A 14,727-nucleotide genomic window follows, 5' to 3' on the forward strand; every position below is an offset into this window, starting at 1 on the left:
TTACATCTCCCTTCATTCAATTACTAGTAAGTTAGAACTAATTTGAAAATCAGCTTCTGTATGTCGTTTTATATCTTCTACTGTGTATGGGCTCATTAATTCTTGTAATATAAGTCCACTCGGAGTTACCTCCATGACTGCCATATCAGTAATAATTAAATCTACACATTTCTTTGAAGTTAATGGCAATGTACACTCTGAAACAATTTTTGCATTTCCGTACTTATCAACATGATTCATTACAACAACGACCCGCTTCGCTTTTTGTGCTAAATCCATTGCTCCACCAATACCTGGAACACGTTTTCCAGGTACAATCCAGTTTGCTAAATCACCATTTTCACTTACTTGTAATGAACCAAGAATCGTTATGTCTAGCAAACCTTTTCGAATCATCCCAAACGCTGTGCAGCTATCGAAATAACTCGCTCCTGTTATAAGAGAAGTTGGTAAACCTGCTGCATTACACAAATTTTCATCTTCATTCCCTTTACTTGGCGTTGGTCCCATGCCGACGATTCCATTTTCCGCATGAAACATAACATTTATGTCGTCAGGCAAATGATTTGGTACAAGCGATGGTATGCCAATACCTAAATTTACAATCATACCATTTTGTATTTCTTTCGCCGCACGCCTAGCAATCTTATCCCTCACTTCTACGCCCATACCCATTTCCAGTTCACTCCTTCCGACGGTACAATATAATTTACGAAAACACCTGGAACGACAATTTCCTCTGGATCTAAACTTCCAAGCGGGACTATTTCTTCTGCTTCTACAATTGTTATATCCCCAGCCATAGCTACATGGGGATTCATATTTCGTGCACTTTTGTCAAATACAAGATTACCAAACGGATCTGCCTTTTTCGCATATACAATTGAAACTTCAGCAGTTAATGCTGTTTCAACTAAGTAGGTCTTACCATTCATTTCAACTGTTCGTTTTCCCTCTTCCACAATCGTATCAACACCAACATCAACTAAAACACCACCAAGACCAACGCCACCAGCGCGAATACGCTCTGCTAATGTTCCCTGCGGAGAAAACTCAATTTGTAATCTTCCCTCGTTTAGTTGCCTTCCTGCATTTGGATTGGAGCCAATGTGAGAAGTAATTATTGATTTAACTCTTTCATTTGTAACAAGACGACCGATACCTACATCAGGAAATCCAGTGTCATTTCCAATTAAATTTAAATTTGTAACGCCTTTTTCTAAAATTGCCTGTATTAAAGATGGAGGGGATCCAATCCCTCCAAATCCCCCAAACATCAATGTCATATCATCATGGAACAAAGAAATTACTTCCTCAATTTCTTTTAATTTACCGAATGTATTTGTAATAGTTGTCATGCGATACTATGCCCTCCTTTTTGCATCATCTCTTCCACACTTTTAGAGAAAATTGAAAGTAATTCATCTAACTCGGAATATGTAGTTGTCATTGGCGGTGCTACAAGCAGTGCACTATCTTCTTTTCCTGCTTGCCCTGAAACTGCTTGGTATAAAAGCAGACCATTTTTAGCTGCAACTGAAATAAGCTCTGACGCTTTTGTAAACGGTTGCAATTCTACTCCGATTAGCAACCCTTTTCCGCGCACATCAGCAATGATTGTCGATTGTTGCTGAACTTTCTGTAAGCCTTTTATTAAATACTCTCCCTTTTCTGCTGTTTTTTCAGGAAGATTATGTTTCTCCATATATTCAATAACAGCTAAAGCCGTTGCTGCAGACAATGGATTTGCACTTAACGTATGACCGCTCATTACTGAACGTGATCCACGTAATATTGGTTCCATAACACGATCACTTACAACTGTCGCTGCCATCGGTGTATATCCCGCTCCTAACCCTTTACCAAGTGTCATAATATCCGGCTCTACGCCCCAATGCTCCATCGCAAACCATGCTCCAGTACGACCAAGCCCAGTCATTACTTCATCCGCAATAAATAAAATATCGTAATGGTCGCAAATCTCTTTAATGACTTTATAATAGTCTTTCGGCGGAACAACCGCGCCTCCAGCTGCTCCGATAATCGGCTCAGCAATAAAAGCAGCAATATGCTCTGCACCAATTCTTTCAATTGATCTTTCTAGTTCAGTCGCACATGCCAGCTGACAAGTTGGATATACCTTTTGAACAGGACATCTGAAACAATATGGAGCTGGTATAGTCGGATAATCTTCCAAAATAGATACGAAGCGTTGTCTACGTAGTGGATGCCCAGACATCGATAAAGCACCCATCGTAATACCGTGATAACTCATCCATCTTGATAAAATTTTATGTTTCCCTTGAATACCTCGCTCTTGAAAATGCTGAATTGCAATTTTCATAGCTGTTTCATTCGCTTCCGTACCACTATTTACAAAAAAACTCCAGTTCAAATCTCCTACACTTAAATCACTTAACTTCTTCGCTAATTTTTCAGCTGGTTCACTCGTAAACTGTGATCTATAAACAAAAGCAATCTCCTCAGCTTGCTTTTTAATAACGTCTGCAATCTCCTTTACGCCATGCCCAATACCTGCCGTAATTGCTCCTGACGAACCATCAAAATATTTATTGCCATTTTGATCATACAAATAAACACCTTTTCCATGTGAAATCATTGGATACGGCTGACCAACAAGTGGTTTAATTAAGTAATCGCGCATAGCGCTCCCCCATTTCTCCAATTTGTATATATATATGAAGAAAATTGACGTTTCTTTCATAAAAAAGAATCCTCTGCAAAAGCAGTGAATTTATCAAAAAACTATTATAAAATATACAAATGAGTGCTTAAAAATTTTTATAAAACAGAAAATTCAGAACTAAAAACGAAGACCAACCCTTTTCTATACGCCCAAATACCCCTCCCTTTTATATGAAATGAGTACATCACCAAATGTTTTTATAGCATAATGCCAGCTGTCCTTAAATGCCGACATTCTGTACACTTCGACGGAACTCCCGTTAAACTCCTTCCTATTATCCTACTTTAAATTGCATATTTTAAAACAAATTTCGACACCCACCTTACTAATCAATTCAGATTCCTATTCATTATGTAAACTTTTCAGTTTTAAACTATAAAAAAAGAACCGATTAACCACACTAATCAGTTCGTCATGACGCTCTCTTATGGGTTAATACTGTCAATTGCTAAAATAAATAGAAAAATGAAGTTTACAAATTCATCCTACAGCCTATAACACAAAACCTTTTCATAACTTCATTCACAATTACTATCGGGATATCCCTATCCCGAAGTGGCACTCCTTTCCTCAGATTCAAAGTATCTTTCCTTTATAATTTATGTAGGACAATTATCACTTTGTATGTGTATTTGCCTATAATTAAAAAAATCCCTAGTTTTCTAGCGATTTTTGGACATGTATTCAATATGTTAATTGAAATGCACTTTCAACTTGGCATTTATTTTACTTTCGTACAGTCATATGTACTGCTTTACTCTGCGAAATTCTCGTAAGCACCAGCACCTCTTTATGAAAACATATTTGTTGTCAATTTTTAATTTTCCCTTTATAAAATCATTTTTTTTGCATAACCGCTTTCTTGCTTCGCATATAGTTTTAATGATGACAAAGGAGGAATGTTCATGTCTCAATCTGAAATCGAAAAATATGGACAAGAAGTTACACAATACGAACAACTCGCACGTTACTATCAGTTTCGTAATCCTAAAAAATATATAGAATTATATATGAAATATTACGATGCACTATCAAAACTTGTACAGGCGTATGAAACAAGAGACTCACAAGAAGCTGCTTTACCGTCACATATAAGAATTTTTCATGCCGATCCAAATATACCAGCGGTTGACATTTTAGTAAACGGACAAACGGTTATTAAAAATATTTCATTTAAGCAATTCAGCCCTTATTTATCATTAGTGCAAGGTAAATACCGTATAGATATTGTTCCTGTCGGAAATGAAACTCCAATCTTTTCAGCGTTGGTACCAATAATGGGAAATCATACTTATACTCTCGCTGCAATAAATAGTGATAATCACCTACAATTACAGCCTATACTTGATAATACACATTTACCAGCTGGTCAAGCCAAAATACGGTTTGCACATTTCTCTCCAGATACCCCTGTTGTAAACGTAGATTTAAAAGATGGGGATCATTTATTTGAAAATGTACTCTTTAAACAAATAACAGATTTTTTGCAAGTTAGCCCTGGTACAGCAGATATTGAAATTTCACTCGCAGATAATAAAAACGTTTTATTGACTATACCGAAATTCAATGTTGAACCAAATGTTATTTATACAATTTCAATAGTAGGTTATTCAACTAAAGATCCTAAATTAGAAGCCCTTATACTCACAAATTAAAACAGTCTACACCATTCATTTGGTGTAGACTGTTTATTTTTGAAATGCAATTTGAAATTCTGTCCAATCGTTATCTGATCGACACATAATGGATCCATTATGTTTTTCCACAATTTGTTTACATACAAATAATCCAATACCAGTTCCTAACTTTTTAGTAGTTACAAATGGTTCAAAAATCGTTTCTACATTTTCAGCTGGAATCATTGGTCCATTATTTTTTATCACAATTCGAATAGCTTGATCTTCTTCAAATACATCAATGATAATTTTTCGTTCTTCTTTCATTGATTCAAGAGCATCAATTGAATTCATTAATATGTTTAAAAATACTTGCCTCACTTCACTCCGATAACCAACAAGCGGAATTGGATACGGTAAATTCTTTTCAATCAAAACATTCGCATTGACCAAACTCGGATATAAGAATTGTATAATGTCTTGAAACAAGTCATTAAGCCAAAACCGTTCCGATTCATTCCACATTTCTTTTTTCGATACGAGTAAAAATTGCGAAATACGAAAATTTAATTGATCTAATTCATGCGAAATAATATCTAAATACGATAAACTCGGATGATCCGCCTTTAATAATTTAACAAACCCCATAATGGAAGTAAGCGGATTACGAAATTCATGTACAAAACTAGCTGACATTTGCCCTAAAATCGTCAGCCTTTCTTTATGTGTTTCGTTAATATATTGCTGTTTTTCCTCTAAATTCTTCGATATAATTTCCGAGTATTTTAAAACGGTATAATAAATTAATTTGTCAAAACAAGTATGTATTTTTGCCATAATTGGTTTCAATTCACGAGCGCTAACATCTAATTCACACATCGCTTCGAAAAGTTCATTTCTTCCCACGTTTGCGTTATAAACAAAATCTCCAATATTCGCATCTGCTCCAGCACGTTCAATAGCAATTTTCTCACATAACGGTTGAAGATAATTTATATCTTTATCTTCCATAGTAAGTTCGATAATTAACTCTAGTAAATCCTCTCCATTTTGAACTACTTCTAGTTTAAATGGATCTTTTTCGGAAATTATCATTTTGTTTTTCCAGTTCTCTACGAATTGGTGCCTATTGTTTTTCAAGTGTGAACAAAATATTTCTTTAATATCCTTATCGATTGGAAAAACCTCCATTCCCTCCATTTCCATACGACGAATACCCTTTATATTTTGAATATTAACACAAAAAATACGATTCGTTAATAGATTTTTGTCACATTTTGTTAATTTCTGTTGATAAAATTATTTTTTCTTTCTTATTTAACTAATTGTATACAAATCCCCTTTTTCCTTCACATATTTTCATTATTTCCGTAATCAAAACGACTTTTTTTTGCATCATTTTTAATTCTTGCGTACAATAGAAAATGAAAGGTGTGAAAAATATGGTAAATAAAAATGTGGAAGATTATCTCCAAGAAGGCATTTACGGCCAAAAGCAAAACAAACCAGAAGAACGTAATATGTATTTAACTACATTACGTGAGCGTGTGGAAATCGCTTTAACAATCGGTCAAGTAATGCAAAGTAATGTATACTCTGAAGTAGCGGGTAGCATGCGCTCTTCTCAATCATTACAACTCCTCCTAAATGGTGGCATTGCTTACCCACATTTATCAAAATACATTAAATTAGCAAACGAAAAAAATGTTCCTTTTACAATTGTTCAAAATAAAGATACAAAAACACCAATCGGTTTAGTATTAACTCATGCTACTGCTATAGATAAAGAACAAATTTATGTAGAAGATACTATTTTCAAACAAGAAATGAAGTAAAAGTTACACTTAATTAAATAGTTACTAGAAGCGTAAAAAACGAGTATGGAATCGTAAACATTTCCTACTCGTTTTTTAGTGCAAGTTTTAAGTTTTTCCACTTTATTTTTTAATACATACTAATTTCATTTCTGTCATTTCTTCTATTGCATATTTAATTCCTTCGCGTCCCGTGCCACTTTCTTTCACACCACCATAAGGCATATGATCTACTCTGAACGTTGGAATATCATTAATCATGACACCACCAACCTCTAGCTCATCAATTGCACGCATTGCTTTAAATAAATTATTTGTAAATACTCCTGCCTGTAAGCCGTAACGCGAATTATTTACTTGCCCAATCGCTTCATCAAATTCTTTAAATGTATTTACTGTCATGAGTGGACCGAATACTTCTTGGCACTGCACAGATACATGATCTGGAACATTTGTTAATACAGTCGGTTCAAAAATTCTTGCATCCCGCTTCTTACCACCGCATAAAACAGTTGCTCCTTCCTTAATTGCTTCTTGAACCCACATATCAATTCGCTCTACATCTCTTTTTGAAATTAAAGCTGATACATCCGTTTCCTCAAGCAGTGGATCACCAACAACAACTGATTCCATCGCTTTCTTTAGCTTCGAAAGAAATTCATGCATTTTCGTTTCATGTACAAAAACACGTTGTACTGAAATACAAACTTGCCCATTATTAACAAATGCTCCCCATTTTACACGTTCAATTATTTCATCTGTTAACTCTACATCTTCATCAATGATAACAGCAGCATTTGAGCCTAGTTCTAACGTAACTCGTTTTAGCCCAGCCTTTTGTTTTATTCCGATTCCAACTTTTGGACTTCCGGTAAAAGTAATAGAAGCAACGTAATCATTTTTGACGATTGCCTCACCAACCGTGGAGCCAGGGCCAGAAATGATATTTAAAGCTCCATTTGGCAATCCTGCCTCTTCAAATAACTCAACTAATGCATAAGATGATAATGGCGTTTGATCAGCTGGCTTTAATACAACTGTATTTCCGGCAGCGATTGCTGGTCCAACTTTATGCGCTACTAAATTTAATGGGAAATTAAATGGTGTAATAGCCCCTATAACCCCAATCGGCTTTCGGATTGTATATGCAATACGCCCATCTGCACCAGGTGCGGCGTCTAATGGCAATGTCTCACCATATATACGCTTCGCTTCTTCAGCTGCAAATTTGTATGTTTGAACAGTACGATCTACTTCTCCCCTTGCAGCACGTATTGGTTTTGCAGCTTCTTTTGCAATAATCTCTGCAAATTCTTCTCTTCTTTCATCCATTTTTTGTGCAACTTTCTCTAAAATAGTCGCACGATCATATGCAGATAATGTATTCATTTTTGTCATTGCATTTTTTGCAGCGGTAACAGCCTCTTTTACATCTTCTTCCGTGCCTTGTGCAATTTCCGCTAATGTTTCTTCAGAATATGGTGCGTATAATGGTTTATACGTGTTTACAGATTTCCAATCTCCATTTATATATAAATGCTTTTTCATACTTCTGCTCCTTCCAAATATATGTATACAACAATACTTCACCTAGTGAAAGGTTTGACTTATGTCATTGTATCATAGCCCTTATCCCTCAAAAAACATTATGCTCAAAAAAACTCTGCTATATAGCAGAGTTTACGAGCTAATTTGCTCTTGTAACGAAATTTGTTTTTCATCTTCTAAAATAACAATCGATTCTACTATCTTTGTAACTTCTAATCTTTTTATATAATGTCCATCTAATTCTTTCACACAAAACTTATAATTTTCAATTTCAATGGAATCCTCTTCAGCAATCTCTATATTCTTCGTTAAAATCCAACCACCGATTGTATCAACACCATCATCATCAATCCCTAAACCAAATAACGTATTCACTTCACTAACAAGTACTTTTCCCTCTAGTATCGTCTTCGTTTCACTAACTTGTTGAATTTCTGGCTGCTCATCCGTATCAAACTCATCCTGAATATCTCCAACAATTTCTTCCAGAATATCTTCAACAGTAACAAGTCCAGATGTTCCACCATATTCATCTATCAATATAGCAATATGTGTTCTTTCTTTTTGCATTTTCAAAAACAAATCATGAATTGGAATAGAATCGATAACTAAAATAATTGGTCTCATATATTGCTCTACTGTCTTCTTATTAACAGCTTTATGTTGTACAAATTCAGTAAAAATATCTTTAAAATTCACAAAACCTATTACGTGGTCTTTGTCGCCATCAACAACTGGATACCTTGTATATTTTTCACGAGACATTTTTTGCAAAGCTTCTTCAGCAGGCATCTCTTTACTTATAATATTCATTTCAGTTCGAGGTACCATTATTTCTTTTGCAATCCGATCATCAAATTCAAAAATTTTATTCACATATTTATATTCAGATTGATTAATCTCACCATTTCTATAACTTTCTGAAACTAACAACCGTAATTCTTCTTCTGAATGAACCTCATCATGCCCCTTCGGCGGTTTCAGCCCTAGCAGCTTCGTAATGATTCGAGCTGAACCATTTAATAGCCAAATGAATGGGAATGCAATACGATAAAAGAAAATTAACGGTTTAGAAACAAGCAAACTCACTTGTTCAGACTTTTGAATTGCAAATGTTTTTGGGGCCAATTCCCCTATTACAACATGTAAAAAAGTAATTAACAAAAATACTAAAATTACAGCAAAAATGTCTGCTAGTTGAGTAGAGATATTCCAATTTGCAAAAAGCGTATCAAACATTTGCTTTAACGCAGGTTTACCAAACCACCCAATTCCTAAAGCTGTAACAGTAATTCCTAGCTGACAAGCAGATAAATATTCGTCTAAGTTTGTAATGACTGTTTTGACCGATGTTGCACGATTATTTCCTTCTGCAATTAAATAGTCAATTCGTGAACTTCTCACTTTAACAATTGCAAATTCTGCTGCAACGAAAAATGCCGTTAAGGCAATTAAAACAATCACTATACTTATACTATATATGTCCAAATACTTTTCCTTACTTACTTTGTAAGCAAGGAAGCCACCTCCTACTTAATTTTATTCAAGTGAAGTAAGCATTCTAATACTCTAACAAAATTCTACATTAGCAACCACCTTTTTATATATTATATGCATACATAAAAAAGATATTTATCATTATGATAATCTAATTCATTTACACTCGTCAAATTATTCTAAATGTTACGATAAGACATTTTTATTTAAAAGAACTATTCTCCTCAACTCAATTTCGTGAAAAAACACTTTCTTTGCCGATTCCACACTTCTTTTGTCGCACTAGAAGGGAACTTACTTCATAGCTCGAAATCATTCAACAGGATATATATAGGAGGGATTATTTTGGAATATAAAACACCATTTATCGCAAAGAAATTAGGTGTTAGCCCAAAGGCTGTTGTCCGGATCGCACAACAATTAAATCTTACGATAGAGAAAAACAAATATGGCCACTTTATTTTCACACAAGAGGATGTCGATCAAATGTTAGAACACCATCGATTTCAAATAGAGCAATCTCAAAATTCTCAATCTACTCAAAAGGCTTCCTCAAATGAAGTTGAGGAATTAAAAACTCAAGTTAATACAATTGTTCAAAACATATCATCGAATGATTTTGAGCAATTAGCTAATCAATTAAACACTATTACGAGAAGACTTGATCGAATGGAAGAACAAATGCAAGATAAGGCAAATGATGTCGTCACGTACCAACTTTTACAACACCGTCGTGAAATGGAGGAAATGTTAGAGCGAATTCAAAAGTTAGAAGCTGCCCTAACGAAAGAAGAACCCATTTATATTACTCCGGATTCAAAACCAACATATGAACGAGAAAAGAAACCGAAGCGCCGCAAAATGATTTTTAGTATATTTGGATTATAATTTTTAGACCCTTATTAAAATAATAAGGGTCTTTTTTAATGAAGAGTTATATCCTATACAAATATTATTCTCTTTATTATACATATTCACTTCGCTTTATTTCGTTAACATAATATTTTTACTGTATTCTGTAATTAATGCCTGTGCATGAGCATTCCCTTGAATCACATCACGAAATTCTTTTAAAGAATACAAATGCGTAACCCCTTTTCGAGCATGAATTCTTACTGGTACACCTTGTAAAGTATCATGAAACTGAAAAGGATTATCTATTGGTTCAATTGGAAAACCAAGTGTAAGTAAATACATATACATTCTTTTTGTTACTGCTGCAATGTACCATTCAGCTTTTGTTTCTAACGCATGTATAAATAAAATAGCTGTTAGCCTTTTGAAATGTCCTCTTCCACGAGACGTTTTCGAAATACTTAACTTGCCTATTTCATATACATTCTTCAAATCTTTTACTAAATCATTTTTAGAAAACGGATAGAAAAACTCAGAATTTGATTGTTCAGGTACCGTATACTTAATACATTCTACTGTACCAATAGGATGTTCATCTTCTATTAATAAAAATCGTGATGGATTTAAATTACGTTCTACGAACATTAAGTTTCTTTCTTCACAAAAATCTCCCCATAGTTGCTCGAACCCAAAATGTTCTTCCTTTGTTTGAACACGCTGGAACATATTTAACCGCCTTTCCCATCGCCGCTCTGTTTTTTGATAACGCTTTCACTATCTATCATATAAGAACAAATCTTCGTATGCAACTAAAAATATTTATGACTTATTATATTCTGCAAAATGAATTAGATTCCAATTTAATCGACTTTTATCCCGCGCTCACATTCCTTTTAATAACACATTTGTAGCACTTTTCAAATCTCAATTACACTACGTTTCTTTCCATACAGCATATAATTCTTCTTAATCTAAAGAAATCCTTTATGAAAAAGGATTTCTTTTACTTCTTAATGCTTTTTAGCCATTTTTCAAAAATTTGTACCATCCCATGTTTTCCAGCTAATTTCTCTTCCCCTTGTTTCGTCTTATATGGATATAACTGCAAGAAAACACCGCATCCAGACTCAATTTTTTTACTATGCATATGGCTTCCTGGATATACACAAATGACTTCATAAATTGACCTTCGATAATAGACTCGCTTTCCATCCTGTTCTTCTACATACTTTATAGACCAGTACTTATACATTTGCTCAGTTGCTTTCGTATTTCCGACGTGCTGAAAAATATTGTACATTGGACTATACTTCACTTCAATAATAATAGAAGATTTATATACGTATTTCCCATCTTCTTTTACATAACAGTCTAAGCGAATATCTGGCTTCTTCGTATCCTCACCATTGTAAAAATTACTACCTTTACTTAATGCAATAAGAGGATGTGTTTCAATTAAGTCATTAAATGCGACATGCACCTTTATATCATCTCGTTCTAAAACTACTGTCGTTCCATCTTGTAATCCATCTACATAAAAATGTTCTTGTATTTGTTCACGGATGGAGTTTCTAGCCTCAAAACCAATTTGCTCTAAAAGTGAAATAACGATAAAAAAAGCGTAATATTCATACACTAAAAACGTTGGCTTATAAACAAATAATAATGATGGAGATTGATCCGTATATTGCGGGAGTACTTCTAAATGATGTAGTAATTGTTGATGTGGTATCGGTAAATCATGTAAGTTCATGTTACTTGTTTCAGTAACTTCCCTCCAAAATGAAGAGTGCATTAACATTTGAAAGTATTGTACATTTTCATGCACAATATGCGCCAATATTTTATATTCTTGTATTTTCATTGAGCTCTTTCGTAAATCGGCTTCTTTTAGTAAATGTATATTTTTATATTTTTGCTTCTCTCTATCGGTTACTGATCCATTACGCTCAATTGTTTGTATAATCGTTTTTACAGCTTGAAACTCTTCTGATTTTTTCTTTTTTTCTCTTTCTAAGATTTCAATTGTTTGACGTAAAAAACTTTTAGCTTCAATTAAATAATGATAAAATTGCATCGCTTTATATTTAAGAAATGCATTTTCCTTACTATTTTTTTGTTCCATAAACTTACGATTATAATGTTTGGCATAAGGTTTTCGTTCTGCCACTATAGTTCCTTTTCTTGTTGGCTTTCGCTCTTTTCCTTCCCATTTATATTCATTTATAAAAGTTGAGCTTGATTCTATTTTCTTAAAGATTTGCTTTATCATTTTCATTTTTTGCGGTAACTTTCTAAGTAACACTAAATAAGAAGAATCCTCAATATCGCTAAGTGCAGAGAAGGTCTTTTTATAGTAACCTCTATCCAAAATCAACTCATTTAAAATTGACTTCACATAGTCTTGAATCATTTCAAATTGATCATCAAAAAAGTTTTTCGGTACGATTTGAAATGCGCCATAATACGTTGTATCTTCTATACGCACTTCAAAATGGTATAGACCACAGCGCCATGGATAAAAGAATTCTGTTTTCCCATGTTCATATATTAATACTCTTTGTTTTTTTTCATTTATTTCATATTGAGCCTCTTTTATATTTTTCTGTCCCTCATATACTTTATTCCATATAAAAGTAATATTCATTGGGATTTCATAATTGTACTGTAATCTTATTGGTTTTAATTCTTGTACTTTATAAATACATTGAACTAATGCTGTAGTAGATGTACAAAGACGATTTAATAAAATATAATCTCCTTTCCCTTCATTTCCAATGATTAACTTTAATACAAAAGGGAACGTTTCATTCGTATCAACGATTTTTGTTTCATAACGCCCTTCATTTTGCATATCCATACAACTCCAGTTCTCTACGTTTTTCTCGTATATATGCTAAAGAGTGTTCAAATGTAGATACTCTGTTTGCAAGTGTAGATTGCAAAAGAGGTACTAAGGTCGCCCCCCTTTTTGCTTCTTCAGAAAGTAAAGGCCCAACCATCATTTCGGTCCCTCTGATTTTCGTCAATACACGCTGCTTTATTTGTAAATCAAACCCCTCTTCTCTACTAATCATATAGGTATGGTTATTTTGAAACGGTATGTTTTGCAAATAAGTCGCAATTGCATTTGCACATCGGAAAGAAATTCCCTTAGACGCGTCATGTGATGACAATACGACATGCAACTTATCTAATAGCTCTAATTCTTCTTCAGAAAACACTTCAATCATCGCTTTATTTCTCATCCAATTTATCCGAAATTCTCCCGCCGTTACTTTCAAAGGTGGATGTAATACGACTTTCCCCTGTTCCATGCCCATCTCACAAAACGGAATTTTCTGTAACGTTATTAGGTTCGTTCGGTCTAATAATCGATCAGAGAGCTCTTTCGTTGTTTCATCAAAATTTACAGTACCTACAAATATAATATTTTCTCCAATTTCAATTGTTGATGGAATTGAATTCTCTATGTCCTGTACACCCTCATACAAGTTTAAAATACGATTTTTTGTTTCAAGTTCAAGAACAGATAGAAACGGAGTAAACCAATGCTCAATATGAGACATGTTCATTTCATCAAAAACGATTATATACAGTTGATTTGGATTTTCTTTCGCCTTCATTAACGTCCTAACTAACTTCGCTTCAGATTCAATAAAAGTACCATTTGGATGAAGGTAACCAAGTAAATCATGTGGTTCTTGATACGATGGCGAAATTGGAATCCAAACCAACTCTTCCCCATACTGTAACCCTAATGCTTCTGCATAAGTTTGCACAAAACGTGATTTTCCAACGCCCGGTATACCACCAAGAATCGTTAACATATTTGTTTTTACACTTATATGGAAATTATAAATATCCGTTTCATCCAAATATAACCCTTTATTATGCACCATACTTTGTACATACTGTAAAAAGGACGATTCACGCTCATCCCATTCCCATTCATCTTTTTGTATTTTTATATCCTCTACTTCAACTAGCTTACCTTCTTCATGCATTCGTTTTTTTAATTGCTCATACACATAATCACTTACAAAATATAATTGATCTTCTACCGCTATTTCTACATACTTCGTCCAGTCACTGCAGTTTATATATTTACATTCACGTTTCTGTTCAAAATAGGCGATTGAGCTAATTGATGACTTTAGGGATATGTTTCCGTACAGTCTTCCATCGTGCCACAATAATTCAGGAGGCTCAAAGTCTTTCGGAAATTTTGGCATAAGAAATGATAAATAACCGTTGCTAAGTTTTCGCTCTAAAGATTCTCTTTTTTTATGATTTGTAACTTTAGGTGCCGGAATCATTTTATAGCTGCTTGCTATTTCTTTCGGTTCTTCTGTACATATTAACTCCACGTATACATTTCCTCTTTCATAATAAAGACGAAACATTACTAATTGCTTTTCTAATTTCCTCTTCTTTAATTCCGAAAAGATTTTTTCATTCTTTTTATTGCTACATAACCCTTCAAATACATATGGTTCATTTATAAATTGTTCCTGTAAAGTGAATGGTATTGGCGATAAGCATTGTACAAAAAAATTCTCTCCACTCTTCTCTTTCTCAGCTTTTGTAAATTTCCCTAAAAATCTCATATAGTACATTCGTTTTATAAAACTTGGCTGAAGAGCTTTATGTAATTTCACCTTAGTCACCTTCTTTTTTCATACTATTC

Annotated in this window: 12 protein-coding genes; 3 read left to right on the top strand and 9 right to left on the bottom strand. The window is 33.8% G+C overall.

All coding sequences use genetic code 11. From position 1 onward, the window contains the following. Positions 1–12: 12 nt before the first annotated feature. Genes HMAS_RS13105 through HMAS_RS13115 form a run of 3 tightly spaced genes read right to left on the bottom strand, consistent with a single transcriptional unit; the run spans position 13 to position 2,665 of the window. Complete coding sequence (locus HMAS_RS13105) at positions 13–675, bottom strand: CoA transferase subunit B (RefSeq protein ID WP_000525277.1); 663 nt, start codon at positions 673–675, stop codon at positions 13–15. Beyond that, entirely contained in the window at positions 660–1,358 is a 699-nt protein-coding gene (gene atoD / locus HMAS_RS13110) for an acetate CoA-transferase subunit alpha (RefSeq protein WP_000208102.1), read from the bottom strand. Before atoD ends, HMAS_RS13105 begins: the two co-directional genes overlap by 16 nt. Continuing rightward, positions 1,355–2,665, bottom strand: a complete 1,311-nt coding sequence (locus HMAS_RS13115) for an aspartate aminotransferase family protein (protein WP_001205882.1) — start codon at positions 2,663–2,665, stop codon at positions 1,355–1,357. Before HMAS_RS13115 ends, atoD begins: the two co-directional genes overlap by 4 nt. Positions 2,666–3,612: 947 nt before the next feature. On the opposite strand from HMAS_RS13115, the gene HMAS_RS13120 reads away from it, so the two are divergent. After that, positions 3,613–4,362: a DUF4397 domain-containing protein gene (locus HMAS_RS13120; RefSeq protein WP_000083285.1), complete on the top strand. Its 750-nt coding sequence runs from the start codon at positions 3,613–3,615 to the stop codon at positions 4,360–4,362. Between the two features lie 33 nt (positions 4,363–4,395). On the opposite strand, the gene HMAS_RS13125 is transcribed toward HMAS_RS13120, so the two are convergent. Continuing rightward, the gene (locus HMAS_RS13125; RefSeq protein WP_000425086.1) at positions 4,396–5,529 is read right to left on the bottom strand and encodes a BA2291 family sporulation histidine kinase; all 1,134 of its coding nucleotides are present in this window, start codon (positions 5,527–5,529) and stop codon (positions 4,396–4,398) included. A gap of 236 nt (positions 5,530–5,765) precedes the next feature. On the opposite strand from HMAS_RS13125, the gene HMAS_RS13130 reads away from it, so the two are divergent. After that, complete coding sequence (locus tag HMAS_RS13130) at positions 5,766–6,158, top strand: YueI family protein (RefSeq protein WP_000247558.1); 393 nt, start codon at positions 5,766–5,768, stop codon at positions 6,156–6,158. A gap of 102 nt (positions 6,159–6,260) precedes the next feature. Here the strand turns inward: HMAS_RS13130 and HMAS_RS13135 are convergent, their stop codons facing one another. Continuing rightward, positions 6,261–7,685, bottom strand: coding sequence for an aldehyde dehydrogenase family protein (locus HMAS_RS13135; protein ID WP_000716460.1), 1,425 nt, complete (start codon positions 7,683–7,685; stop codon positions 6,261–6,263). A gap of 132 nt (positions 7,686–7,817) precedes the next feature. Beyond that, positions 7,818–9,173: a hemolysin family protein gene (locus tag HMAS_RS13140; RefSeq protein WP_000356250.1), complete on the bottom strand. Its 1,356-nt coding sequence runs from the start codon at positions 9,171–9,173 to the stop codon at positions 7,818–7,820. Between the two features lie 354 nt (positions 9,174–9,527). Between HMAS_RS13140 and racA the strand changes: the two genes are divergently transcribed. After that, complete coding sequence (racA, locus tag HMAS_RS13145) at positions 9,528–10,070, top strand: chromosome-anchoring protein RacA (RefSeq protein ID WP_000456023.1); 543 nt, start codon at positions 9,528–9,530, stop codon at positions 10,068–10,070. A 96-nt stretch (positions 10,071–10,166) separates the two neighbouring features. Here the strand turns inward: racA and HMAS_RS13150 are convergent, their stop codons facing one another. From HMAS_RS13150 to HMAS_RS13160, 3 genes are all read right to left on the bottom strand, one after another. Next, entirely contained in the window at positions 10,167–10,763 is a 597-nt protein-coding gene (locus HMAS_RS13150; protein WP_000487796.1) for a hypothetical protein, read from the bottom strand. A gap of 277 nt (positions 10,764–11,040) precedes the next feature. Further along, the gene (locus HMAS_RS13155) at positions 11,041–12,891 is read right to left on the bottom strand and encodes a hypothetical protein (protein WP_044307249.1); all 1,851 of its coding nucleotides are present in this window, start codon (positions 12,889–12,891) and stop codon (positions 11,041–11,043) included. After that, positions 12,881–14,698 carry an AAA family ATPase gene (locus tag HMAS_RS13160; RefSeq protein ID WP_000766194.1) on the bottom strand — a complete coding sequence of 606 codons (1,818 nt, stop codon included), beginning with the start codon at positions 14,696–14,698 and terminating at the stop codon, positions 12,881–12,883. Before HMAS_RS13160 ends, HMAS_RS13155 begins: the two co-directional genes overlap by 11 nt. Positions 14,699–14,727 lie beyond the last annotated feature (29 nt).

It is taken from the genome of Bacillus sp. HMA207, from assembly GCF_003402455.1.
Taxonomy (GTDB): domain Bacteria; phylum Bacillota; class Bacilli; order Bacillales; family Bacillaceae_G; genus Bacillus_A; species Bacillus_A cereus.

What these genes read in the sequence shown, in the direction of transcription:
- HMAS_RS13135 (WP_000716460.1), bottom strand. Translation starts at nt 7,685, where the DNA reads ATGAAAAAGCATTTATATATAAATGGAGATTGGAAATCTGTAAACACG.
- atoD (WP_000208102.1), bottom strand. Translation starts at nt 1,358, where the DNA reads ATGACAACTATTACAAATACATTCGGTAAATTAAAAGAAATTGAGGAA.
- HMAS_RS13105 (WP_000525277.1), bottom strand. Translation starts at nt 675, where the DNA reads ATGGGTATGGGCGTAGAAGTGAGGGATAAGATTGCTAGGCGTGCGGCG.
- HMAS_RS13155 (WP_044307249.1), bottom strand. Translation starts at nt 12,891, where the DNA reads ATGCAAAATGAAGGGCGTTATGAAACAAAAATCGTTGATACGAATGAA.
- HMAS_RS13120 (WP_000083285.1), top strand. Translation starts at nt 3,613, where the DNA reads ATGTCTCAATCTGAAATCGAAAAATATGGACAAGAAGTTACACAATAC.
- HMAS_RS13130 (WP_000247558.1), top strand. Translation starts at nt 5,766, where the DNA reads ATGGTAAATAAAAATGTGGAAGATTATCTCCAAGAAGGCATTTACGGC.
- HMAS_RS13150 (WP_000487796.1), bottom strand. Translation starts at nt 10,763, where the DNA reads ATGTTCCAGCGTGTTCAAACAAAGGAAGAACATTTTGGGTTCGAGCAA.
- HMAS_RS13115 (WP_001205882.1), bottom strand. Translation starts at nt 2,665, where the DNA reads ATGCGCGATTACTTAATTAAACCACTTGTTGGTCAGCCGTATCCAATG.
- HMAS_RS13125 (WP_000425086.1), bottom strand. Translation starts at nt 5,529, where the DNA reads ATGGAAATGGAGGGAATGGAGGTTTTTCCAATCGATAAGGATATTAAA.